20 protein-coding genes are annotated in these 21,955 nt (G+C 62.0%); 13 read left to right on the top strand and 7 right to left on the bottom strand.

Annotated elements, in window-relative coordinates; translation table 11 throughout:
* Positions 1-176: 176 nt before the first annotated feature.
* Positions 177-857 (top strand): hypothetical protein, encoded by a 681-nt coding sequence (locus tag VT84_RS35690; RefSeq protein WP_082842874.1) that lies wholly within the window; start codon positions 177-179, stop codon positions 855-857.
* 22 nt (positions 858-879) lie between these two features.
* Here the strand turns inward: VT84_RS35690 and VT84_RS35685 are convergent, their stop codons facing one another.
* On the bottom strand, positions 880-1,941 hold the full coding sequence (locus VT84_RS35685) for a hypothetical protein (protein WP_157470203.1): 1,062 nt from the start codon (positions 1,939-1,941) through the stop codon (positions 880-882).
* Positions 1,942-2,420: 479 nt separating this feature from the next.
* On the opposite strand from VT84_RS35685, the gene VT84_RS35680 reads away from it, so the two are divergent.
* From VT84_RS35680 to VT84_RS35645, 8 genes are all read left to right on the top strand, one after another.
* Positions 2,421-3,152, top strand: coding sequence for a TetR/AcrR family transcriptional regulator (locus VT84_RS35680; RefSeq protein WP_082842872.1), 732 nt, complete (start codon positions 2,421-2,423; stop codon positions 3,150-3,152).
* Positions 3,153-3,154: 2 nt separating this feature from the next.
* Positions 3,155-4,471 (top strand): HlyD family secretion protein, encoded by a 1,317-nt coding sequence (locus VT84_RS35675; protein WP_082842871.1) that lies wholly within the window; start codon positions 3,155-3,157, stop codon positions 4,469-4,471.
* A gap of 124 nt (positions 4,472-4,595) precedes the next feature.
* Complete coding sequence (locus VT84_RS35670) at positions 4,596-5,288, top strand: ABC transporter ATP-binding protein (RefSeq protein WP_082842870.1); 693 nt, start codon at positions 4,596-4,598, stop codon at positions 5,286-5,288.
* 70 nt (positions 5,289-5,358) lie between these two features.
* Positions 5,359-6,858, top strand: coding sequence for an ABC transporter permease (locus VT84_RS35665; protein ID WP_157470201.1), 1,500 nt, complete (start codon positions 5,359-5,361; stop codon positions 6,856-6,858).
* Positions 6,859-6,897: 39 nt separating this feature from the next.
* Positions 6,898-9,333, top strand: a complete 2,436-nt coding sequence (locus tag VT84_RS35660) for an ABC transporter permease (protein WP_052550116.1) — start codon at positions 6,898-6,900, stop codon at positions 9,331-9,333.
* Positions 9,334-9,337: 4 nt separating this feature from the next.
* Positions 9,338-9,529 (top strand): TIGR02996 domain-containing protein, encoded by a 192-nt coding sequence (locus VT84_RS35655; protein WP_052550118.1) that lies wholly within the window; start codon positions 9,338-9,340, stop codon positions 9,527-9,529.
* 154 nt (positions 9,530-9,683) lie between these two features.
* Positions 9,684-10,259 (top strand): hypothetical protein, encoded by a 576-nt coding sequence (locus VT84_RS35650; protein WP_157470199.1) that lies wholly within the window; start codon positions 9,684-9,686, stop codon positions 10,257-10,259.
* Between the two features lie 140 nt (positions 10,260-10,399).
* On the top strand, positions 10,400-11,293 hold the full coding sequence (locus VT84_RS35645; protein ID WP_082842868.1) for an EF-hand domain-containing protein: 894 nt from the start codon (positions 10,400-10,402) through the stop codon (positions 11,291-11,293).
* A 273-nt stretch (positions 11,294-11,566) separates the two neighbouring features.
* On the opposite strand, the gene VT84_RS35640 is transcribed toward VT84_RS35645, so the two are convergent.
* From VT84_RS35640 to VT84_RS35630, 3 genes are all read right to left on the bottom strand, one after another.
* A complete protein-coding gene (locus tag VT84_RS35640; protein WP_157470197.1) occupies positions 11,567-11,899 on the bottom strand; it encodes a hypothetical protein in 333 nt (110 codons plus the stop codon).
* Between the two features lie 120 nt (positions 11,900-12,019).
* Positions 12,020-12,337, bottom strand: a complete 318-nt coding sequence (locus VT84_RS35635; protein ID WP_082842866.1) for a hypothetical protein — start codon at positions 12,335-12,337, stop codon at positions 12,020-12,022.
* A gap of 210 nt (positions 12,338-12,547) precedes the next feature.
* On the bottom strand, positions 12,548-13,147 hold the full coding sequence (locus VT84_RS35630; protein ID WP_082842865.1) for a sigma-70 family RNA polymerase sigma factor: 600 nt from the start codon (positions 13,145-13,147) through the stop codon (positions 12,548-12,550).
* 326 nt (positions 13,148-13,473) lie between these two features.
* Here VT84_RS35630 and VT84_RS35625 point away from each other — a divergent pair, with 326 nt between their 5' ends.
* The 3 genes from VT84_RS35625 (at position 13,474) to VT84_RS35615 (ending at position 17,539) form a co-directional block, all read left to right on the top strand.
* Positions 13,474-15,183, top strand: coding sequence for an SMP-30/gluconolactonase/LRE family protein (locus VT84_RS35625; protein WP_082842864.1), 1,710 nt, complete (start codon positions 13,474-13,476; stop codon positions 15,181-15,183).
* Between the two features lie 199 nt (positions 15,184-15,382).
* Entirely contained in the window at positions 15,383-16,339 is a 957-nt protein-coding gene (locus VT84_RS35620) for an alpha/beta hydrolase family protein (RefSeq protein WP_239465587.1), read from the top strand.
* A 45-nt stretch (positions 16,340-16,384) separates the two neighbouring features.
* On the top strand, positions 16,385-17,539 hold the full coding sequence (locus tag VT84_RS35615; RefSeq protein ID WP_082842863.1) for a TIGR02996 domain-containing protein: 1,155 nt from the start codon (positions 16,385-16,387) through the stop codon (positions 17,537-17,539).
* A 26-nt stretch (positions 17,540-17,565) separates the two neighbouring features.
* Here VT84_RS35615 and VT84_RS35610 read toward each other — a convergent pair whose 3' ends face one another.
* Together VT84_RS35610 and VT84_RS35605 are read right to left on the bottom strand one after the other, a co-directional pair.
* The gene (locus VT84_RS35610; RefSeq protein ID WP_157470196.1) at positions 17,566-17,808 is read right to left on the bottom strand and encodes a hypothetical protein; all 243 of its coding nucleotides are present in this window, start codon (positions 17,806-17,808) and stop codon (positions 17,566-17,568) included.
* A gap of 145 nt (positions 17,809-17,953) precedes the next feature.
* On the bottom strand, positions 17,954-19,489 hold the full coding sequence (locus VT84_RS35605; RefSeq protein WP_082843506.1) for a Gfo/Idh/MocA family protein: 1,536 nt from the start codon (positions 19,487-19,489) through the stop codon (positions 17,954-17,956).
* A 174-nt stretch (positions 19,490-19,663) separates the two neighbouring features.
* On the opposite strand from VT84_RS35605, the gene carA reads away from it, so the two are divergent.
* Positions 19,664-20,770 carry a glutamine-hydrolyzing carbamoyl-phosphate synthase small subunit gene (gene carA, locus VT84_RS35600; RefSeq protein ID WP_052550135.1) on the top strand — a complete coding sequence of 369 codons (1,107 nt, stop codon included), beginning with the start codon at positions 19,664-19,666 and terminating at the stop codon, positions 20,768-20,770.
* An 8-nt stretch (positions 20,771-20,778) separates the two neighbouring features.
* On the opposite strand, the gene tcmP is transcribed toward carA, so the two are convergent.
* Positions 20,779-21,954 (bottom strand): three-Cys-motif partner protein TcmP, encoded by a 1,176-nt coding sequence (gene tcmP, locus VT84_RS35595; RefSeq protein WP_082842861.1) that lies wholly within the window; start codon positions 21,952-21,954, stop codon positions 20,779-20,781.
* Position 21,955 lies beyond the last annotated feature (1 nt).

Raw genomic sequence — 21,955 nt, 5'->3', positions numbered from 1 at the left:
GGCTCTCGCTGCAAGAAATTGTCGTGGCCGAGCGTAAGTGCTTCGTAACTCTACGCTCACCAGCCGCCCAACCAATACTCGCTATCGTTTGCGGCGGGGCAAGGCCCCAAAAGAAACGCCCGGCGCGGCGGTGAACATTTGTCGTTGATGCTAACCCGTCCTAATGAGACTCGCCCATGCCGACGTATGTGATTTTGTGGGAGAATAACACGGTCGGTCACAAGGCCGTGAGCGGTAAAACGTGGTCCGGCCACGCGGCCATGAACATCGGGGACAAATTCCAAATCCGAGACAAGCGCGGCGGAGAGAAGTGTTACGTCAGTTGGTGGCCGCAGTCGGCGCAGAAATTCTCGGGCTTCGGCATTGCCCTGAAAACGCTCGTCCCGACCGCACTTTCCAAAGAGGGGTTGTCCGAGCAGTTCTTCATCCAGGACATCGTGAGCGAGAAGTATCTGCCGGACCACGTCATCCGGCTAGACACTAACCCGCAGCAAGAAAACAACATGCGGGCGGCGTGGAAGGAGATCTCGAACACGTTCTCCGAGAAAGGAACGAAGTACCACGCGCTCCGGCAGAACTGCTCGACGATCGTCTCCCGCGTCCTTCACGCCGGTGGCTACCACGGCTTCAAGTGGTCGGTGGACACCAAGTGGGCGTGGTCCCCGGCAGACATCCGGAAACTCGTTCGTGGCCAGGGGCACTTCATGAAATGGAAAGAGTTCCTGGTCGTGCTTGATAAGAGTGGCATCAAAGAATCCGACCTGCCGAGCAAGCAGGCTCGTTCCGGTCGGCTCTGCACAACGGGCGCGCCCTGTCGCTTTCAACAGGGTGAGGAGTTCTACTGGCGGAACCGTTAACGCCGCTTCCGGTCCAGCGCCACTACTTTCTCGGGTCGCCCACGCCTTCCCACGCGAACCAACCCTGGGCGGCCTTCAAGCGCACACGAGCCTGGTGCCACGCGGTTACTTCCGCGGCGACCTCGGCTCGTGCCTTCAGCCACTCCAGCGTAACCTGCGGGACGAGGAACTCTGCCCCCGGCTGGTTCGCATCGCGCTTCTTGATCGCGTCCACCCGAGACGCGGTCCACGAATCGAGCCGGTCGCGTGCCAGTTGTACGCGGCGCGTCTGAGCGTTCAGGCTCACCACTGCGGCGCGGGCTTCATCCGCGACGGCGCGTTCACGGGTTTCGATCAGGTTCGCCAGTTGCCCCTTCCGAACGGCCAATTCCGCGAGCGCTTCGGCATCGGGACCGCGCGTGTGGCGCAGGAATCGCGCAAGTCCACGGACGGGCGGCGGAGAAGCGCCAAGCAACGGGTTCGCCTCACGCAACCGCTGACGCGCGACGGGGAGCGTGTCGGGCGACAGCCCCGCCTGAAGCGCACGCAGCCCGCGCAATTCCGGTCGATCAGCCAGAGCCGCGTTCACTGCTTGTTCTGTGTCCACGGCGTCAGCGATAACCCCGAGATCACCACTCGGCCATAGGCGCTCGTGTGAGGGCAGTAACCCGAGTCGGCGCTTCAGATCAATGTTGAGTAATTCGCTCCCGGCTTCGGCCTGCTCCAGTTGCGCGAGCATCTGCGTGCGCTGGCGCTCCAAATCCACAGGATCGAGCGGGAACCGTACACTCGCAGCGCGAGCGGCCTTTGCTCTCTTGAGCGCGTCGTCCACGATGGGAAACGACTCGCGGAGAAGCTCGGCCTGCGTTTCGGCTCCGGCGAGTTGGTGGAAGCGTTCCAGCCCATCGGCCGCAGCACGGTTCCGCAATTCCAGCGCTGCGAAGTACCGCACCGTTTGCTGAAGCTGATCGACTGCGGTCGCGCAATTCGCCGGCACGCGCCCCTCATCGTCCAGAGCGTTCGCGAGCGGGGCGTTTTGCGTGACGAGCGCCTGACACGCCGCTTCCGTTACTTGTCGGTAAGTCCGGTCGGTCGGCAAACTCACCGGTTTCTCAGGTGTTTTCGCGAGCCGCGTTAAATCGGGTTCGAGACTGGTCGGCTGGGTGCGTGGGAGTTCTACGGCAACCGGGGTCACGGTCGGGATCGGTTGTCGCGTTGGAGCGGGCGCATGAGTGTGGCACCCGGCACAAAAGCCGAGTACGCCCGCGCACACTCCCCACACAACTCGCATGCCCCCTCCAGCCGAACCGCACCAGTTCCGGTTTCATCGGACGGAACGATCATGCCGTTTGAGCCGATTTCCCTGAAGGCGCTCACTTGCCCCATTCACGAAACTCACCGACGGAAACGTGGGTAAGCTGGTGGACGTCAGCAAGGGAGAAAATTCGCTTCAGAGTGCTCTTGACGCCGTAGACCGGTCGGTCTACGATCAAACCCAAACACTAGACCGACTGGTCTACGACGCCCTGTTCTTGACCGAAGTTCAGGCGCCAATATTGTTTGGGGTGCGATTCGCATTTTCTGATGGATGAATCAGCGCGAGCAACGAATCCGTGTGAGGGGGAACACGAGCGCAAGATCCCCGGACTCGTCGACCCGGCGGTCGGACTGTCGGACATCGCGATCGCGCGCCGCGAACAGATCCTGGACGCGGCCGAAACGATCATCGCGGGGCACGGCATTCAGGAACTCTCGCTCAAGAAGATCGAAGACCTCGCCGGGATGAGTCGCGGGCAACTGACGTACTACTTCCCGACGAAGGAATCGATCCTCCTGTCCGTGTACGACCGGATGTTACGGCGGATGATCCGCGAGGCCCGACTCGCCGACGGCCCGAAGCCGATGACCGGGCGCGCGTGGGAGTTCGTGCAACACGGGCTGAAGAAGCACCTCGAACCGCCGTGGCCGACGCCCGCGGCGCGCGACCTTCTCAGTCTGCTGTTCACGTTTCTGGCACAGATGGGACACCGCGAGGACTACCGGAAGCGGCTCTCGCAATGGTACTCGGAGTGGCGGTCGTTCATCGCGGCGGACGTGGCCGGGAGCATCCCGGAACCCCACGCGACCTCGCCCCGCGTGATCGCCTCCCTGATTCAAGCTCTGTTTCACGGGTTGGACGTGCAACTGATGATGGACCCGGAAGCGTTCGACCGCGAAGAGATGTTCGGCGCGGTCGTGAAGCTCCTGGCCCCGCTATTCGGACAAACTGTCGGTTTACCCGATCCCGCCCCCGGCCCCGCCGGGAATGAGGGCTAATAATGGCGATTTCGAGCGAACCCCGGTTGGGCGCCTCAACGAACGGCGACCTCGTCAACCGCGTGCAACAGCTCCGGCTCGACGGCCAGCTCGGTGCGGGCAAGACCTCGCGCGGCGGCGGGGGCGCGTTGCTCCCGTGGGTGCTGTGCGGGCTGCTGGCCATCACCTGGGCCGGGGTCGGCGTTCGGTCTTACAAGAACGCGGGCCAGAAAACGGACGACGCTGCAGGTGCCCCGCAAGGCACCGCGCCCGCAGCGAGTAACACCAGCACCCCACAACCGGCCGGGCCGTCCGCGGTCGCCGAGGGCGAGTTGGTGACGCAACTCAAGGGGAACGTGATCCCCTCGCTCCAGATCACCGTTAGCCCGCGCGACGTGGCGGCCGAGATCACCGAGATCTTCTTCGCCGAGGGCAAACGGGTGAAGAGGGGCGACAAGATCGCGACCCTGCTCGACCACCTGTACGTGAACCGACTCAACACCGAGGTCGCGTCGGTGGCCGCGGCCGAAGCCCAGGTCACTCGCGCCCAAGCCTCGCAAACGTCGGTCGCGGCAAAAGTCGCGAAAGCAAAGTCCGCGCTCGCGGCGGCCGAGGCCCGCGGTACTCGCGCGACCGCGATGCAGGAGCGCGCCGGGAAAGACTTCGACCAGGCCCGGCAACAGCGGGCGACCGGCTCGATCGCTCTGCTCGATTACCAGAGGTTCGACGCGGACAAGCAAGCGGCCGACGCGGACAAGATCGCTGCGACCGCAGACATCGAGGCCGCGAAGCGCGAGGTCGAAGCGGCCGAAGCCGAAGTAAAAACCGCGGTCGCGAGCACAAAGGCCGCGACCGCCGACCTGGGTGCGGCAAAAGCGCGCTGCGCCGAGGCCCAGCGCCTCGTCGAGAACTGCGTCGTTACCGCGCCCATCGACGGCACCATTCTCACGAAATCCGCGGACAAGGGAGCGCTCGTCAGCCCGAACTCGTTCAACGTCGCGGCCGGGATCTGCTTGATCGCGGACCTCTCGAAACTCGAAGTGGAAATTGATGTGCCCGAGCGCCAGATCATGCGCCTCAAATCGGGGCAGGCGTGCAAGCTCCAGGCCGACGCCGACCCGAGCCGCGAGTACCGCGGCGTGGTGGACCGCGTCATGCCGATCGCCGACGACACCAAGAACGTGGTGAAGGTCCGCATTCGCGCTTACCTGAAGAAGGGCGAACAGCAGGGCGAGTTCCTGAAGCCGAAGATGAGCATTACCGCGACCGTGTACAACACGCCGTTCACGTTCGACCCCAACAAAGACCTGCCGTGGGGCGACGAAACGGCTCGTAAATAGTGGGGGTGAAGGGGCGAACGGGTGAAGGGGTGAAAAGACGGCGCGCACCGCAGTGCCCTAAGTCTGTGCCTCTGTCACCCGTTCACCCCGTCACCCGTTCACCCCTTCCATCATTGGGGAAAGTATGTCCCGTGCCATCGTTCAGGTTCGCGATCTGCACAAGTCGTTCACCCGCGGCACCGAATCGATTCACGTGCTCCGCGACCTGACGCTCGACGTGGGCGAGGCCGAGTTCCTCTCGCTCATGGGGCCGTCCGGGAGCGGGAAGACGACGCTGCTGAACCTCATTGCGGGGCTCGACCAGCCGACCGACGGGAGCATCACCGTCGGCGAGAACGTGATCTCGGAGATGTCCGAGAGCGAACTCGCGCGCTGGCGCACGCGGCACGTGGGGTTCGTGTTCCAGTTCTACTACCTGCTCCCGGTTCTCACGGCTTACGAGAACGTCGAGCTGCCACTGTTGCTGCTCGACCTGACGAAAGAGCAGCGACGGAAGCAGGTGGAAAACGCCCTCAGTCTGGTCGGGCTAACGAACCGCATGGACCACCGACCGGGGCAACTCTCCGGTGGTCAGCAGCAGCGCGTCGGCATCGCGCGGGCGATGGTCACCGACCCGACGCTGATCGTCGCCGACGAACCGACCGGCGACCTCGATACCAAGAGCGCGGACGAGATCCTCAATTTGATGGAGGTTCTCCGCTCCCAGTTGGGCAAAACCATCATCATGGTGACGCACGACCCGAAGGCCGCGGCCCGTGCCCAGCGCACGCTCCACCTGGAGAAGGGCCAACTGGTACTGGACACCGCCGCTGTGTAGTTCCGGGCCGGGCTAACAACGAAGCCCTTCGGCCCGGTGCGTTCACTTGGAATTCGGACTCGAGGTTGCCATGTACGGTATGCCCCAGGAGATGATGGGTCCGGCCGGGTTCGACCCGTCGATCGTCATGCTCTCCGGTTACCTGTTGACGCTGCTCGCCGGGCTGATCACGCTGGCGCTGCTCATCGGGGCCGTCACCCTACCGGTATTCTTCCTCGTGCTGTTCGGGATCGAACAGGGCGCACGAGTGGTCGCCGGGGCGACCGGGATGTTCATTCCCAAACTGGTGCTCATCATGTTCCGCGGGCTGCGCCGCAGTCCGCTGCGCACCTCGCTCACGTACCTCGCGCTGTTCGTCCTCACCACCGTGCTCGTGTTCCTGTACACGATCCTCACGTTCATCGACACCGTGACGACCGAGAAGGAAGCCAACTTCAAGGCGATCCTCACGCACAAGACGGTGATCCCCAGCCAAATGCCGCCGAAGCACTACACGGAGTTCAAGCGGCTCGCGCTCGATGAACTACCCAAAGAGTACGCGAAAGAGTACCCGGGGGAACCGCCCCTGGCGGTGCGCGACCAGGACATTATCAGTTGGTCCTTCGTCGGCGGAACCACCGACCCCAAGAACATGCGCCCGGACAACGTGCTGTTCATGTTCTGCCTGGAGCCGGAAAAGATCCTGACCATGATGGACGGACTGGACGACCTGACGGGGGACGAGAAGGCGCAGTTGGAGGCCGGGGTCAAGGCGATGATGGCTAACGAACAGGCCATCATCGTGAGCAAGTCGCGCCTGAAGAAACTGAATAAAGAGGTCGGCCAGGAGATCAAGTTGACCGGGCTGAACTTCCCGAAGATGGAGTTCAAATTCGACATCATCGGCGTCATCCCGGACGGGAAGTACGAGGGCGTCGGGTTCATGAACAAGGCCTACCTGGAGAAGCTCCTCAAGGACAAGCCGGCGGACTACGCCATGCAGGACAAGGCGGTGAACCTGATCTGGGTGAAACTGCCCAACCGGAAGGCGTTCGACGTGCTCAACCGGATGGTGGACCCGCCGGCGAACCCGGCCCCCGGCCAGGAGCGACGGACGTCCCCGTTCAACAGCCCGGCGCTGAAGATGGAAACCGCGTCGAGCGGGATCGGGTCGTGGTTGGACGCCTACAAGGACATCTTCTTCGGCATGAAGTACATCCTCACGCCCGCGATGGTGGCAATCATGTGCCTGGTGATCGCCAACGCGATCAGCATCGGGGTGCGCGAGCGCCGCACCGAGATGGCCGTTCTGAAGGTGCTGGGGTTCCAGCCCCGGCACGTGCTCGCCCTCGTCCTGGGCGAAGCGGTGCTCGTGGGCCTGTTGGCCGGCGGGATGGCCGCGTTCCTGTCCTGGTTCGGGATCGGGAACCTGAAGCTCCAGATCGCGTTCTTCGGTGCGTTCATCGTACCGTGGCAGGCGCTGGTACTCGGGCCGCTGCTGGGCGTGGTCGTTTCCGTACTCGGCAGCATCGGGCCGGCGCTGAGCGCCAAGAACGTGAAGGTGGCCGAAGTGTTCGCGCGAGTGGCTTGAGTCGTCGTACCGAAAAATTGATCGCCAGGAACCGAACCGATGCCCGGTACCGCAACGAAAGTCGAACTGCTCGCGCCCCCGAAAGACGGGCCGAACCCGGTTTACGCGCTCGCACAGACGGTCGCGGGGCTGCTCGTCCCGCTCGCCCTGTTGCGCCCGTTCCGGTTCCTGCTGGTGCCACGGCGCGCCGGTGGGAGCGAGTTGTTGCGCGCCGTGCTCCTGTTCGGGTTCGCCGGGTTCTGGCTCCTGGTGCTCACCGGGCAGGCGGCCACGTTCGCGTTTAAGGGGTTCCCGCCGTTCAAGGAGCCACCGAAGTTCGACCCGCTCACGTTCGGGGCGGTGATAGGAGCACTGTTCCGGGGCGTGCTCGGGGCTGCGCAGGTTCTGTTGGCCCCGACGATTTTGTTCGATTGGCTGTTTTTCCGGTCGTTCTCGAACCTGCGAACCGCGCCTCCCGCGTTCGAGCGCGCCGTTAAGTTGCGGTTCCAGTTCGAGCGGGGCATCTACTCCCTTATCGGGACGCTGTTCGTCGTCGGATTCTCGCTGCTCCCGCTCGCCGCACTACTGGCCGCGCTGCCACTAGTCGCGCCGAGCGAGGCGGTTCTCAGCGACACCGTGCGCCCGGCGCGGTCGTGGTGGCGCCGGACCGCGCGCCGCGCGTTCGCCGCGTGCGCCGGAACCGCGGTCCTCGTCGCGCTGTTCGCGTTCGCGGTCGAGGTCGTCACCCAACTCCCACTCCCCACGGGGGGACAGCTCGGCGTGCTGGCGAAGAAGGTGCTCGGAACATCGACCATCGATCTGTTGCCCGAGCGCGCGATGGCCGGTGTGCAGCCTGAAGATTCGTGGCTCAGCTCGCAGGAACTGCTCGATAAAAAGGCCGCGCTGGAGCGCGCACGCGACCGGGCCGCCCGGAGTCAGACCACCGCGCTCTGGACCCCGGAAGACGAGGCCGAGGTCACAGCGGCCCAACGCGACATCGACGAACGGGCGCTGACATCGCTCCATATGAAGGTGCGGCTCGACCCGAAACTGTCCCCCTGGCTCGCGCGCCCCATCTGGGCCATCCTGCCGCCCGCGCTGATCCAGCACTGGCCGTTCGTGTTCCTCTTGGTCTACGCGACCGACCTGATCCTGTTGCTGCTCATCGGCCGCGTGCCGCTGGCCTACAACTTCCGCTACCTGTGGGTACGGAGGCGGGACACGGCACTCACTGCCGTGGCGTTTACCGTGGTCGTCGCGCTCGTGGTCGTGCTGCTCGCGTTCGTCAACGGCATGTACAAGCTGAACGAGAGCACCGGCGTGCCGGGGAACGTGATGGTGCTGGCCGAGGGTTCAACGGACGAACTGTTCAGCAACCTGGAACGGGCCGCGGCGGACAACGTGGAACGGGTCGAAGTGACGGCCGCGAACGGAGCAAAATACGCCGTCGCACGGGCGGTCCGCGGTCCCGACGGCGCGCTAGACCGGTTGCCGGTCGGCGCCCCACTGGAGGTGAAGGGCGCGGTCTACCTCGCGAGCCTCGAATCGTACATGGTGATGAACCAGGCGGTGCCGTCGAAACCGGGCGAGACGGCCCGGCGTCGGTTCCTCCAGGTGCGCGCGCTGCGCGACCCGCAGATCGCGGCTGCGGTTCACAACATGGAATTGGAGCCGGGCGGGAAGTGGTTCGCGGGCAACGGCGTTCACCAGGAATCCGGGGGCAAGTACCTGCCGTGCGTGCTCGGCGGCGGGGCGGCGGGCACCCTCGGCGCCGACGCCGGCAAGCCAAAATTGGGACCGGGCGACACGTTCGAGTTGGCCGACCAACAGTGGGTCGTGACCGGGGTGATGAAGTCCGAGGGGACGACGTTCGGGTCCGAAGTGTGGGTGAGCGACAACAATCTCGCGGTCCACGCGGCGGGTAAGAAGAACCGGTACACCACGCTCGTACTGCGCACGGCCGACGACAACGCGACCGCGGCCCGCGCCGTCTCCGACTACCTCAATCGCGGGTACACGCAAGCGAACTTGAAGGCGTTCGCCGAAACGGACTATTACAACGAGCTGACCAAAACCAACGAGACGTTCCTAACGTGGATCGTGTTCCTGGCCGGGGTGATGGCGGTCGGCGGGATCTTCGGCGTGATGAACACGATGTTCGCTTCGATCGCGGCCCGCATCAAGGAAGTCGGCGTGTTGCGCATCCTCGGGTTCAAGCGCTGGCAGATCCTCATCTCGTTCATGATCGAGTCACTGGCGATCGCGTTCGTCGGCGGTATGGTGGGGTGCGCGCTCGGCTACTTCGCTAACGGCTTCGAGGCTGCGAGTACACTTTCGGGTGGTCAGGGGGGCGGTAAGAGCGTCACTCTCAAGATGGTCGTGGACTACCAGATCCTTGCCGCCGGGATGTTGTTCACGCTCGTGATGGGGCGACTCGGCGGGCTCGTCCCGGCTCTCTCGGCGATGCGGATGGAGATCCTCGATTCGCTCCGGTGATCCCATGTCCGACCGGGCTGCATTCCGAGCGGCCATTCGCGCGAACCCGACCGACGTTACCGCTCGGTTGGTGTTCGCCGACTGGCGCGGGGAGAACGCCGAACTGGGCGTCGCGCCCGTCGTATCGGAAGCATTGTCCCAGCCATCCCCGGTCCTCGACCGGCGCGCGTGGTGGCGCCGGTTGTTCGGTAACTGATCTCGCGCCCGGGTTCGTGAAAGTAAAATCTCAATTCGTTGCGAACGATTAGATTCAGTTCTATATTCCCGGCACTGCCACCGAAGCGGGACCCTTTTTGGGGACCGGCCTACTTTTTTCGCCCACGCGCGAGCGATAAGCCCTCGGCCCTCCGATGCCAAATACCACTTCCCGCACCCGCGTTCGTGTGTTCGCCGCCGCGGTCGCGTTCTACCTGAGTGGCGTGTCCGTCGCGGTCCTGACCGACGTCCCCAGCGCGATGTCAGCGTCCATCGTGTTGGTAGCTGGGGCAGTTTGGGCGTTCGGGGTCCAGGCTGGGATCAGTGCACTCGTTCTGGAGCTCATGGTCGGGTTCGTCCTGTTCAGCACCCAGGCGCTAACCTCCACCGTACCACCGATCACGATTCTGGTACCCGTGCTCATTACCGACACGGTCGTACTCACGTCCCTGACCGCATTGAGACGCGCAGAGTTCCGACAAGGCGCGATTGAAGGCCGGTTACGCGAAAAGAACGCCGAACTGCAAGCCGCGCTCACCGAGGTGAAGGAACTCCGGGGAATGCTCGCGATCTGTGCCTGGTGTAAGTGCATCCGCGACGTGGACGGCATGTGGAACAAGCTGGAATCGTACCTCTCCAAGCACTCGCACGCGACCCTGACGCACGGCGTCTGTCCGACGTGTGCCACGAACATGAGTTCCGAAGTGCAAAGCCTGTCCCCGACTGCATAACGGGCAAAATTGAGTCGCCGAAACGATCGGCACGTGACAATTCCATTGGGGAGGTGTAGACTTCTCATACATCCTGCCAAACGGCCCACCACCGCCCGCCGCCTGCTCTCCCACCGCATCGCCACGTTTCGAGGTCGGGTATGCCCCACACTGCCTACCTTTTCTCCATACCACTCGTGTGCCTCCTTGCGTACTGCGCGGCCAATTGCAACGCCGCGGAGGACCAGGAACAGTTTGAAGAAAAGACCGTCGCACGCTGCGCCGAGCGGGTACTGAAGAACGCCAAGAACGACCGCACCGTCTGGCTCAAGGAACTGGAGTCCGCGTTCCCCGGTAAGGTGATGAACGCGAACACCGAAGAAGAATACGCGACGTGGTTCGTGCTGCTCATTGGTAAGGGCGAACAGTGGCACCGCGACTCGGCCTCTCCCGGGCTCGCGGATCTGTTCGACCGGGTGGTTCAGCGCCTGGAACTCGGCCCAGTGCCGTCGATCACGCGCGAGGAGTTCACGAGATACGCGAAGCGTCTCATGAAGGACACGGCGCAGGCGGGCACTGGGGGCGACCCAGTCGAGGATGCGGACAAAGTGTTCCGCGTGCTGGACCGCAACGGCAACGGTGAATTGGAACCCGAGGAACTGACATCGGGATTGAAGGACGAAAAAGATCACGCCGACGCGGACGGGAACGGGCGCATCACAAAGGAAGAGTACCGCGGATACTTCCAGCGCAAAGTAACGTTCAAAGCGGACCAGCTCTCGGCTGCGGCCAAAGCGAACGAAAACCCGCAAGCCCGCGGACCGGAAGGTAAGCCGAAACCGGGTGCGGGGCTACCGGAGTGGTTCGCCACGCTCGATACCGACAAGGACGGTCAGATCGCGCTCTTCGAGTGGCGCAAGGACAGCCGCCCCATCGCCCTGTTCAACGAAATGGACCTCAACGGCGACGGTCTACTGACACGAGACGAATACCTGCGTTACGTGCGGATGACCGAAAACAAACTGAAACAAGAGCGGCGCGAAGTGAAGGAATAAGCAAAGTGCCCACCCGCGAGACCACTTTCTTGCCGTGAGGCGCAAACTCCGCCCTCCCCACGGGGGGCACGGGGCGGGGTGTTGCGCCGAAGACTAACTTCGTGGGGCATTAACCTTCCGCGGCGTATCGCCGCAGCTCGTGGCGCTGACCCCGCGGGTGAGCGTCATCAATGTAAAGCGCCACACTCTGCGTGCAACGTCGGAAGCTCAAAGTTAAAAAGCCGGCCCACAAGGGTCGGCTTTCGTTGTTGACAGCCCGTCTTAATTCACACCTTACCAGCGCCGGTACCCGAACCCGTTCCAGCCGCGATTGTAGTACGGCCGCGAATAGTAACTGCCGTAGTTGTAGCCGTAGCTCGGGTACACACCGGACCCGACGCTCAAACCGATCCCGCCGACGTTCAAGTTGAACCCGGAGCCGTAGTTGTAGAAGCCACCGGCCGGGTACACGTAGGGCGAGGTGTTGATGCTCGGATACACCACAGCCGGGCGAGAGTAGTAACCGCCGTAGTAGCCGCCGTGATACCGAGGCGGGCGGGCATCGGCGGAGCCAGCAGACATTGTCAGGGCACCGGCTGTAACCAGTGACAGAAGTGCGAATTTCATGGTGTGCGTCCCAAGGTGTCGGGCGATCAGAGCAATGGCGGAGGGCGTTTCATTATACGAACGCAAACGGCCGCCGGGGTTGCGCCCGGCGGTCCGAAGTTTCGCGCTTTAACGGATCGCTTAGCGGTGATGGTGGTAGTGACCGTAGTATGGGCGGCCATAGTAGCCGTAAGCCGGGTACACGTTACCGATCGTCACACCGAAACCCGGGCGCACGACAGTCACCGCGGGGTAAGCCGGAGCCACAATCACGGGACGAGCAACGACCACGGGTGGGGCGGCAACGATCACCGGTGCAGGGGACACGAGCACGGGCGGCGGGGACACAACCACCGCTGGGGGCGGGGACACGAGTTCGACGGGCGGTTGGGCCGAAGCCGAGGAACCAGAAACTACGAGCGCGAGGGCCGCTGCGAGGGACAGGATACCGAGCTTCATGACCGTATCTCCAACCAAGCGGCAGGGGCTTGAGCTGAGTTCTCCGTGCACCAGACGCAAACCAGAAGCCCGTCTTGCGCGGGAGGCTTGTGGCTCGCACGGGGCGGCGTGTGGCCCATAGCGGCTGTGCCGATTGGGAGAAATGGCAGATCAAAAAGCGAAAGGGCCGGCAGAGCCGACCCTTTGCGAGAACCACCAATATTCTGCGTCCTACACGTTGCCGAAGTGGTGCTGCAACTTCTTGATGGCCTTGTACTTCTCGTCGCTTACTCGCTCGACAGTCGTGGCCAGTTCTGTGGCGATCTCGGGCACCGGCCAACCGTCCGCGGTCAGTTCCAGAATCCGGCGCTGGCGCGGGCTGAGTTGCTCAGCGGCGACCTTCGCCACGGCGTCGCGGTCGTCGCGTGTCGTGTTCGCGACGGGGTGCCGGTCGGGTAAATCGGGTGACAGCGCCGCGAACTTGCGGGCGCGCTGGGTGCGCTTCTTCACGGCGTCGATGGCGCGGAGGAACTCGCGGCGCTCGTCCGTTTCGCTGTCCACCAGCACGGTGCCCCACTTCTCCGCTTCGACGCGCTCAAGTAAGCGGACGAAAACGGCTTGGGTGCAGTCCTGCCACCGGTCGGCCGGTAAGCGGGCGTTCCGCCAGCACGTCTGGCAGTACTTGCTGATGTCGGTAACGGCTTTCGAGCTGGGCGCTGCGGTCGCGGTGGAAGCAGCGGCCCGCGCCGGCGACGTGGCGAGGGCGGTGCCCAACACCATCGCCACCATCACGTTGCGTGAAGAACGTGTCGTGGGCAAATATCGGGTCATGCGGTCGCGTCCCAAAATCAAGGAGCGAAGTTCTGTCAATTATAGCGACAACGAGCGCCGCCATTCTCGCGTTCGGCGCGGAAATTTCTCGGCGTCGGGCGCGGCCACTTGCGGTAAGCTGTGCCTCTGACTGAAGTTCCCCCCGTAAGTTCAGGGTGAACCCCGCCCGCAAGGGTGGTGGGTAGCAGCACCAAAACAGTTAATACTGTTCAGTGTTTGACCCGCCGCCCTTGCGGGCGGGGTTCACCTGCCAACTTTACCTGCAAGGGCAGCAAGCACGTTAGCAGCCCTTGCGAGTAACTCCCAAATTCACAGGATTCCCACTAATGCGCCGACTGCTGCCTCTCCTGCTCCTCACACCGGCTATCGCGTTCGCCGACGAGCCGAAGCAATCCGATCCCGTGCCGAAGGGAACCACATTTAGCTTCGACTTCAATAAGAGCAAGGTCTTCCCAGGAACGACGCGGCGCGTAACCGTGTTCGTGCCAGCTCAATACGACGGCAAAACGCCCGCGTGCGTGTACGTAAACCAGGACGGATTGCCCGGTTACGTTGGGCCGACGTTTGAAAAGCTGATCGCCGCGAAGGAAATGCCGGTCACGATCGCAATCGGCGTGACACCCGGCGTCGTTCCGGCAGCAAGCAAGGACACGCTCCCGCGGTTCAACCGCAGCTACGAGTACGACGGACTCGGTGACGCTTACGCTCGCATGTTGCTCGACGAGCTGCTCCCGGAAGTGGAAACGAAAACTGCAACCGGCGACCGCAAAATCGTGCTCTCGAAGAAGGGCGCGGACCGTGCCATCGGCGGGGCGAGTAGCGGCGCCATTTGCGCGTTTACAGTCGCATGGGAGCGTCCTGACGCCTTCACCCGCGTGTTCAGCACCATCGGTACTTACGTCGGGCTGCGCGGGGGTGACATCTACCCCACGCTGATTCGCAAGTTCGAGCCGAAGCCAATCCGCGTCTTCCTTCAAGACGGCAGCAAAGACCTCAACATCTACGGCGGCGACTGGTGGATGGCGAACCAGACAATGCAGCGCGCGTTGGTGTTTGGCGGCTACGAAGTGAAGCACGAGTGGAACGAGGGCGGGCACGACGGCGGGCTGGCCGCGAAGCCGTTCCCGGAAGCAACAAAGTGGCTGTGGAAGGGCTGGCCCGAGGCGCCGAAGGCCGGAGAGGGATCGTCGCAGTTAAAAGAGATCCTGATCCCGGGCGAGGGGTGGAAGCTTGTGGGCGAGGGTTACAAGTTCACCGAAGGCCCGGCGACCAACGCGAAGGGTGAAGTGTTCTTCAACGATGTGGGTGCGGCGAAAACGTACAAGGTCGTGGACGGCAAGCCGGTCGAATGGCTGGCCGACAGCAAGCGCGGCGACGGTCAGCGCTTCGGCCCGGACGGAAAGCTCTACGCGAACGCAGCGGGCGTGAACAAGATCCTCGCGTGGGACGCGGAGGGCAAAGCGACCGAGTTCGCAACCGGCTTCAAGGGGAACGATCTCGTCGTGCTGAACACGGGTGCGATTTACGACACCGACCCGTTCGAGACGCCAAATAACAGCAAGATCTACTACGTCTCGCCGCAGGGTGAAAAGAAAGTCGTTGATACCGGGCTGAAGTTCGCGAACGGCATCACGGTGTCACCGGACCAAACGCTGCTCTACGTCGCGGACAGCCGAACGCACTGGGTTTACAGCTACTCCATCCAGCCCGATGGTACCCTCGCGAACAAGCAAAAATACTACCACCTCTACGTTCACGACCGCGACGACGATTCCGGTGCGGACGGGCTGCGCGTGGACCGCGACGGGCGCCTGTGGGTCGCGACCAAGGCGGGCTTGCAGGTGTGCGACCAGGCGGGCCGCGTGAACTGCATCATCCCCACGCCGAACGGCAAAGTCTCGAACCTGACGTTTGGCGGCGAGAACATGGACGTGATCTACGCGACCTGCGGTGAAAAGGTTTACAGCCGCAAGGTGAAGGTGAAGGGCGCGAACGCATTCGAGAAGCCGTTCAAGCCGACTGCGCCGCGGCTGTAAGGGCGATGGGACTCAACTGTTGTTCGCAGGTTTGGCAATTTCCGACATATTTGACATTGTGAAAGTTGTGTAAGTTGCTCCTTTTGGCCGACCGATCTGCGAACCAATCATCCTAAAACGCTTTCTGATACTATCGTGAGGTGGTGAAGCACTTTCTGCCCACCATCTCACGACGGAAACGCCCACCTCGGAGCCTTCTATGCCCCAGTTTCGCGTCGCCCTCTTCGCACTGCTCCCGATGGCGCTGCTCGCCGGGTGCCAGCCCAAAGGCATCCCCGCAACCGGGCTTACGAACCCCGACGGCAAAACAACACTCGCGGACGCTCGCAAGGGGTTCGTTACCAAACTCGCTCGACAACAAAAAGCGAACGAAGCAGTCGATGAGCCGCCCGCGAACGTGTTTCGCACAGTGCAGTACGACGCGCCTGTGGGCAAATGCGCCGCGTACCTCACCCCCAACCCGAAAGACGGCAAGAAGCACCCCGCGATCATCTGGGTCACCGGTGGCGACTGCAACACCATCGGCGATGTGTGGAAACGCGCTCCGGCCAGCAACGACCAGACCGCCAGCCAGTATCGTGAAGCCGGCATCGTGATGATGTTCCCGTCACTCCGAGGGGGGAACAAGAACCCCGGTTCACAGGAGAATTTCTTCGGCGAAGTCGACGACGTGCTCACCGCCGCGGAGTACCTCGCGAAACAGGATTTCGTCGACCCGACCCGCATCTACCTGGGCGGGCACAGCACCGGCGGCACGCTTGTGATGCTGGTCGCGGAGTCGTCGCCCAAGTTCCGCGCGGTCTTCTCGTTCGGCCCGGCCGAGGACATTTCGGGCTACCCCGCACAGTTCCGGTCCGCGGTCAACACATCCGATGCGCGCGAGATCGAACTCCGGTCGCCCGGCCGGTGGCTCCACTCGATCCAGTCACCGACGTTTGTTTTTGAAGGGACCGACGGCAATTTGGGTTCGCTTCAGGCGATGGCACAGGCGTCGAGTAACCCAAAAGCGAAATTCTTCGCGGTTAAAGGAGCGACACACTTCAGTGTCCTCGCTCCGGTCAACAAGCTGGTCGCGGAGAAGATCCTCGCGGACACCGGCGCGGAACCGAACCTGGCGTTCACGGAAGCCGAACTGAACCAACTCTTCGGCCGGTAACTGTGGTGAGTTGGGAGCACAACAGGCTCATGTCGAGGAACAGAAGTGAACGATCGCGACGCACTGTTGGCGGCGATTCTGGCTCAACCCGATGAAGATACGCCGCGATTGATTTACGCGGACTGGCTCGATGAAAATGGCGAGCCAGATCGCGCCGAGTTTATTCGCCTACAGTGTCGGCTTCCGCACCTATCACGCCGCACGGCCGAAGCGAAACGACTAATCGCGCGCGAAACCGAACTCCGTGCGAAGCTCTTCAAGCACCTCGACAAGTTGCCGTTCACCAAAATTAGCTACCGCCGTGGGTTTGTGGATTCGATCACGTCCGGGCTGCAAATTTTTGCCAAATGCGCACCTGAATTACGAACTGAAGATACGCCAGCGTTTGAGTTGATTCTCGATCCCGATAAAGAAGATGACGAGCTGTTACATGAGCCCAGTGATGGTGGAAGATCGATTATTCCCTCTATCGCAGATCAGCAAGAACTTCGGCGGTGCGTTTCTTTAGACCCACGAGTCTACTTTTGGTTAGAAACCGCCGAGGCACTATTCGGCTCGCCGAATCTGACAGGACTCCGCAAACTACGCGCGTCCGGTGATGCTGGAGGCGCTTTTGAGTATTTGGATTCTCCGACGTTCTTGAACCTCCGGCTACTGAATCTGCACGGTAATGATGATTTGGACCATCATCCACCCGAGATCAAGCGCCTCGTTTCCTCTTCCCACCTTGTGAATCTCGAATATCTGAATCTTAGTGCCTGCAATCTTGACGATAATTCTCTTCAGGATTTCATCACAACAACGCACCTCCAACGGCTGCGCGCCCTGGACGTTTCAGAAAATCCTCTCGGTCGCGAGCTTGTGAATTTCTTTCGCGCGCGCAGTTTACCCGCGCTAGTTGAGCTGAATTTGTCAAGCTCCCTTGATTGGTGGGGGCGGGAAACTACGGAAGTGAATGAGGATATAAAACTTCTGGCCGACTCACTGCGCATTGAACAATTAACGAAACTAGCATTGTGTCAAAATTCGATCACCGATGAAGGCGCGATCGCGATCGCCAAATCGTCGCGCAAGTTGCAGCTTGCGCGATTGGATTTAGGAGGGAATCAGACCAGCAAGACTGCAAAGCAGGCATTGGAAAACCGATTCGGGCGTGGCGTATGCACCTACCGCCAACCCGGTGACCGCAACCGTCGGTGAAGAAACCGCGTTCCTCAATCGCGGCTCTACGCGCTCCGGTACGCGGCTTCGAGGTGCTTCACGTAAGTCGCGGCGTCCGTGAGCGGCGAGTTCGACACCATGTCCCGGAGGCTGCCGCGGAGGTCGGCGAGCGCGTCGCGCTGGTCGGCCCACGTCGCGGCCAGCGGGAGTGGGCTCGGGATGACGACGGGGACGGGATTCGCGAGGTCCATGACCACACGATGGAGGGCTTGTGGGCCGCGCTCCGCACGTTCCGCGGGATCTTGCAAGCATTACCTCCACCAGCACCCGTGTTCCCGTGGGCACACAACAAGGTCGGCGTGGCCGGTGTGATCCGCATACTATTTGGGCTCACCCGGTCCACCCCGGCGGCCTCATGAGCCTTCACTCAACAAGTGCCAACGAAGGTGCTTCTCACACCGCAGGGTCTTTGCCGTTCATCCAGGGGCCGGCGAGTGATTGGTGCGGGGGCGGTTGCACGATCCCACCGTCGCCGCCGCTCCAACCGAAGATCTGATTTGGCTTTGCGCCCTGTTTGCTGCGCTTCTCCCACCGCTCGGCCCAAGTCGAATCCGCGGTCGTAATCGCTCGTTTTTCGCGGTCCCAGAAGAGCGCCTTACCCGTGCGGTAGCTCTGCACGGCCATTGCTGCAGTCGTAACGGCCACGGCACCCAGGTCGGGCGGGCTGAACGTGCTCTGGCGCTTGGCTCGAACGCATTCCAGGAAGTTCTCCCACAGCGCTTCGGTGTCGTTTCGCGGTGGTTCCACGCTCTCGAACGAGGCCGGTTCGGGTGCTTGCTCCATCCGGGCCGGGAAGCTCGCGCCGCGGGTGGGATCGTCGCGGAACAGATGGAACCCGCCCTTCACGAACTTGATTGCCCCTAGGCGCCCGCGAACGACGTCTTCGATCGGGTAGCCGCTCAGGGTCGTTGCGGTCACGACGAGCTGACAGCCTTCTTCGTAGTCCGCGACCACGGTCCCCACGTCGGGCACGTCGCGCCCGTCGTATTCGAGGTACAGCCCACCGCCGGCCGTCACGCGGGCCGGGAACCGCACCCCCATTGCGGCGCTCATGCGCGTGACGTGGTGCGTGAGCATGTCGGTGAACGGCCCGCCGCTGAACGGCCACAGGCACCGCCACTGGGCGAACGCGGCGCGGTCGAACGGTTGCTCGCGCGGCGTAGGCCCAACGCGGTTCCCCGCGCACTCGAACTGGTGCCCGAGGAACAGATCCCAATCGATTGTCTTGGGATTCATCTGCTTCGCGAGCCGGTAGAAGCGCCACTGGCCGCGAACGTCGTTCCGGAAGAAGCCGGTTTGTGCGTGAGCGACGTGCCCAATGGCCCCGGTGCGGATCGCATCGAACGCTCGCATCCAGACCGCGTCTGCCATCGCCTGCACGCCCACCGTCACCACCCGGCCGGTGTGTTTCCACGCATCCACCACCGCCACGGCCTCTTCCGCCGTGCGGGTCATCGGCTTTTCGATGAACACGTCTTTGCCGGCCGCGAGCGCGTCGAGCGTCATGCGCCCGTGCCAGTGGTCCGGCGTCGTGATGCAAACCGCGTCCACGTCCGTGCGATCGAGCACGACGCGGTAGTCCTTTGTGACGTGGGATTTATCGTTTCGGTCGAGGCCGCACTTTCGCGCGGAGGGGTACAGCCCCTGTGAGTACCGGCGCCGCGTAACTTTCCCGCCGAAATGAATTTCGTACTCGTCCTCAAGCCCGTCCCACACGTCGCACACCGCGACCGGAGTGACCGGTTTCCCCTCGTTCGCGAACTTGTTGACGAGGTCGATGTGGGCCTGCGCCCGACCGCCGCACCCCAAAAACGCGATCCGAACGCGCTCGTTGCTGCCCACGACGTTGCCGTAGGAAGCCGCCGACAGCGACAGGGCCGCGGCCGAGCCAAAAAACTTGCGGCGATCGAGTGGCGGAGGTGTTGGCATGAGTTCGACTTCCCGCCCCAAGCGGGAGAGAGTTTGAGGCCAGCTTTCGTCTTTTTGGACGTCCCGACGGCGCGAATCGTTCCCGACATCATATTCGATCGGCCACAGCATTCGTAAGATACATCGAGTTTGCGCCGGGATTACACACTGCACGACGAGGACGAAACTCACCACATGCAAGCGAAATTAGCTCTGGCTGACGGTACCGTATTCACCGGACGCGGGTTCGGTGCGACCGGCGAAACGACCGGCGAGGTCGTATTTAACACGTCCATGACCGGGTACCAGGAAGTCCTCACCGACCCGTCTTACACCGGGCAAATCGTCACGATGACGTACCCGCTCATCGGCAATTACGGCACCACCCCGGACGACCAGGAATCCACCCGCGTCCAGGTCGCCGGGTTCATTGTTCGCGAGCTGACTCGCGTGCCGAGCAACTTCCGCTCGAACAACTCGCTCGACGGCTTCCTCAAAGCGAGCAACGTCGTCGGCATCGAGGGCATCGATACGCGGGCACTGGTGCGCCGGCTCCGCGTGCGCGGATCGATGAACGGCATCCTCTCGACGGCCGACCTCGACGACGCTTCGCTCGTGAAAAAGGCGCGCGAGTTCCCCGGCATGGAGGGCCGCGATCTCGTTTCCGAAGTCGTGCCGAAGCAAGCGTTTAAGTGGAAAGACGGGTTCGGGGCGTTCGCCGATCACGTGATCCCGTCCAAGCCGGCGACCAAGCGGGTGGTCGCGATCGATTACGGCATGAAGTGGAACATCCTGCGCTGTCTCACGCAGGTCGGCTGCGAGGTCACCGTTGTCCCGGGCACCGCGTCCGCGGACGAAGTGCTCTCCCACAACCCGGACGGGATCTTCCTGTCGAACGGCCCCGGCGACCCGGCCGCGGTGGGTTACGCGATCGACACCGTGAAGAATCTGATCGGCAAGAAACCGATCTTCGGTATCTGTTTGGGGCACCAGTTGCTCGGTTTGGCGTTCGGCGCGAAGACCTTCAAGCTGAAGTTCGGGCACCGGGGCGCGAACCAACCGGTGCGGAACGAACTCACGAAGCAGATCGAGATCACCACGCAGAACCACGGCTTCTCGGTCGACCCGAGCACGCTCCCGTCGAACGTGGTCCCGACGCATATCAACCTGAACGACAACACGCTGGAAGGGCTGAAGCACACGTCGCTTCCGGTGTTCAGCGTGCAGTACCACCCGGAAGCCGCCGCCGGCCCGCACGACTCCAGCTACTTGTTCGAGGACTTCCGCAAGATGATGGGGTGAGTGAAATATTAGTCGCGAAATTCAATCGTGTGCCCCTCTTCCCACTGGGGCACTCGTTGATTTGCTGCTAATCCAAGCACATTAATTCGCCCGACTCGTTTCTGCTCCGCGACCCACTCTTTCACATCGCTTTCCCACACGAGAGGGAATGCAAGCGCGGCGTCCCAAATTTCGTCGTAAGGTACCTGTTTTCGGCCAACACGGAGTTCGTTGACGCGCCTCAACGCAGCGGCAAGATACCGCTCTCGCAATGTAATTGCGCGGAACGAAGGAAGTTTCGCTTCTTCTTCCGCGAAAAGTGAACCTTGACCGGTTTTGCGTATCTGCTCGGCTTCTTTTGCTCCGGCGCGTATCTCCTCCTGAAAAAAGAATGCGTCCTTCTCGACCTGCTTGAATACCTCAACGCCTCTTCGGTGGCGCGTTGCGTAAATCAGGTGGAAAAAAGTGCGTTCGCTCGCGGGATGTAGGACGACGGCAGGACACACAAACTCGAACGCTCCAACTTCGCGAATTCGATTAGCGTAAGTGGTAAATAACTCGTCCTCACGATCTTGGGGATCTGCAATTTGGCTGATTCTGGCGAATACTTCGTCGGTCCCGAAAAGGCGATGAAAACTATCAATAATTTCTGCCCGTGATTCCTTTGGACTGACAAACCGACGGATGTGTTCCGTCATGAAGTTGATCAACACCTCACCAGGGGATTGTCGGAGAAGAGGTTGGATACAATCTAGATCGTAACCACTCCAACCAGTTGGATCGATGAAGATGAACGGAAACGAGCTTCGCCCGCCCTGTTGAATGAATTTTATAATCTCTGGAATGCAATCCATTAAGGCTGCATTGCGTGTAACGATGCTTGCATCAATTTGTTTGTTGGCATAATCTCGTAACTGCGCGTGCGCTGCCGCTTTCTCTTCAAGAAAAAAGCACTGTATTGCAAGCGATTTATCCCATTCCCTGAGCGTGTCTCGTGCTTTCCGAAGTTCTTGAAGAGCGATTGCAAACGAAGTATCTGACAAGTCGGCTGTTTGAGATTCCCACGGGCCAGAAAAGCAATCTACGTAGGTGATCGTAGTCCACCTCGAACCAATGATGTGGGCAAACCGCTCAAGGTAGTGTCGCAAAATGTAATGTTTGACGAGTGACTGCTCGCGGCCAACGTAATCTTCGTTAGTTGCCATT

Origin of the sequence: Gemmata sp. SH-PL17, assembly GCF_001610855.1 — a bacterium.
In the GTDB taxonomy this organism is placed as follows: domain Bacteria; phylum Planctomycetota; class Planctomycetia; order Gemmatales; family Gemmataceae; genus Gemmata; species Gemmata massiliana.
The sequence above is the reverse complement of the archived record's forward strand: the minus strand, read 5'-3'. Positions and strand labels throughout refer to the sequence as shown.

Excerpts from the sequence above, each read along its gene's own strand:
- VT84_RS35690 (WP_082842874.1), top strand. The coding sequence starts at position 177 with ATGCCGACGTATGTGATTTTGTGGGAGAATAACACGGTCGGTCACAAG.
- VT84_RS35680 (WP_082842872.1), top strand. The coding sequence starts at position 2,421 with ATGGATGAATCAGCGCGAGCAACGAATCCGTGTGAGGGGGAACACGAG.
- VT84_RS35675 (WP_082842871.1), top strand. The coding sequence starts at position 3,155 with ATGGCGATTTCGAGCGAACCCCGGTTGGGCGCCTCAACGAACGGCGAC.
- VT84_RS35670 (WP_082842870.1), top strand. The coding sequence starts at position 4,596 with ATGTCCCGTGCCATCGTTCAGGTTCGCGATCTGCACAAGTCGTTCACC.
- VT84_RS35665 (WP_157470201.1), top strand. The coding sequence starts at position 5,359 with ATGTACGGTATGCCCCAGGAGATGATGGGTCCGGCCGGGTTCGACCCG.
- VT84_RS35660 (WP_052550116.1), top strand. The coding sequence starts at position 6,898 with ATGCCCGGTACCGCAACGAAAGTCGAACTGCTCGCGCCCCCGAAAGAC.
- VT84_RS35655 (WP_052550118.1), top strand. The coding sequence starts at position 9,338 with ATGTCCGACCGGGCTGCATTCCGAGCGGCCATTCGCGCGAACCCGACC.
- VT84_RS35650 (WP_157470199.1), top strand. The coding sequence starts at position 9,684 with ATGCCAAATACCACTTCCCGCACCCGCGTTCGTGTGTTCGCCGCCGCG.
- VT84_RS35645 (WP_082842868.1), top strand. The coding sequence starts at position 10,400 with ATGCCCCACACTGCCTACCTTTTCTCCATACCACTCGTGTGCCTCCTT.
- VT84_RS35640 (WP_157470197.1), bottom strand. The coding sequence starts at position 11,899 with ATGAAATTCGCACTTCTGTCACTGGTTACAGCCGGTGCCCTGACAATG.
- VT84_RS35635 (WP_082842866.1), bottom strand. The coding sequence starts at position 12,337 with ATGAAGCTCGGTATCCTGTCCCTCGCAGCGGCCCTCGCGCTCGTAGTT.
- VT84_RS35630 (WP_082842865.1), bottom strand. The coding sequence starts at position 13,147 with ATGACCCGATATTTGCCCACGACACGTTCTTCACGCAACGTGATGGTG.
- VT84_RS35625 (WP_082842864.1), top strand. The coding sequence starts at position 13,474 with ATGCGCCGACTGCTGCCTCTCCTGCTCCTCACACCGGCTATCGCGTTC.
- VT84_RS35620 (WP_239465587.1), top strand. The coding sequence starts at position 15,383 with ATGCCCCAGTTTCGCGTCGCCCTCTTCGCACTGCTCCCGATGGCGCTG.
- VT84_RS35605 (WP_082843506.1), bottom strand. The coding sequence starts at position 19,489 with ATGCCAACACCTCCGCCACTCGATCGCCGCAAGTTTTTTGGCTCGGCC.
- carA (WP_052550135.1), top strand. The coding sequence starts at position 19,664 with ATGCAAGCGAAATTAGCTCTGGCTGACGGTACCGTATTCACCGGACGC.
- tcmP (WP_082842861.1), bottom strand. The coding sequence starts at position 21,954 with ATGGCAACTAACGAAGATTACGTTGGCCGCGAGCAGTCACTCGTCAAA.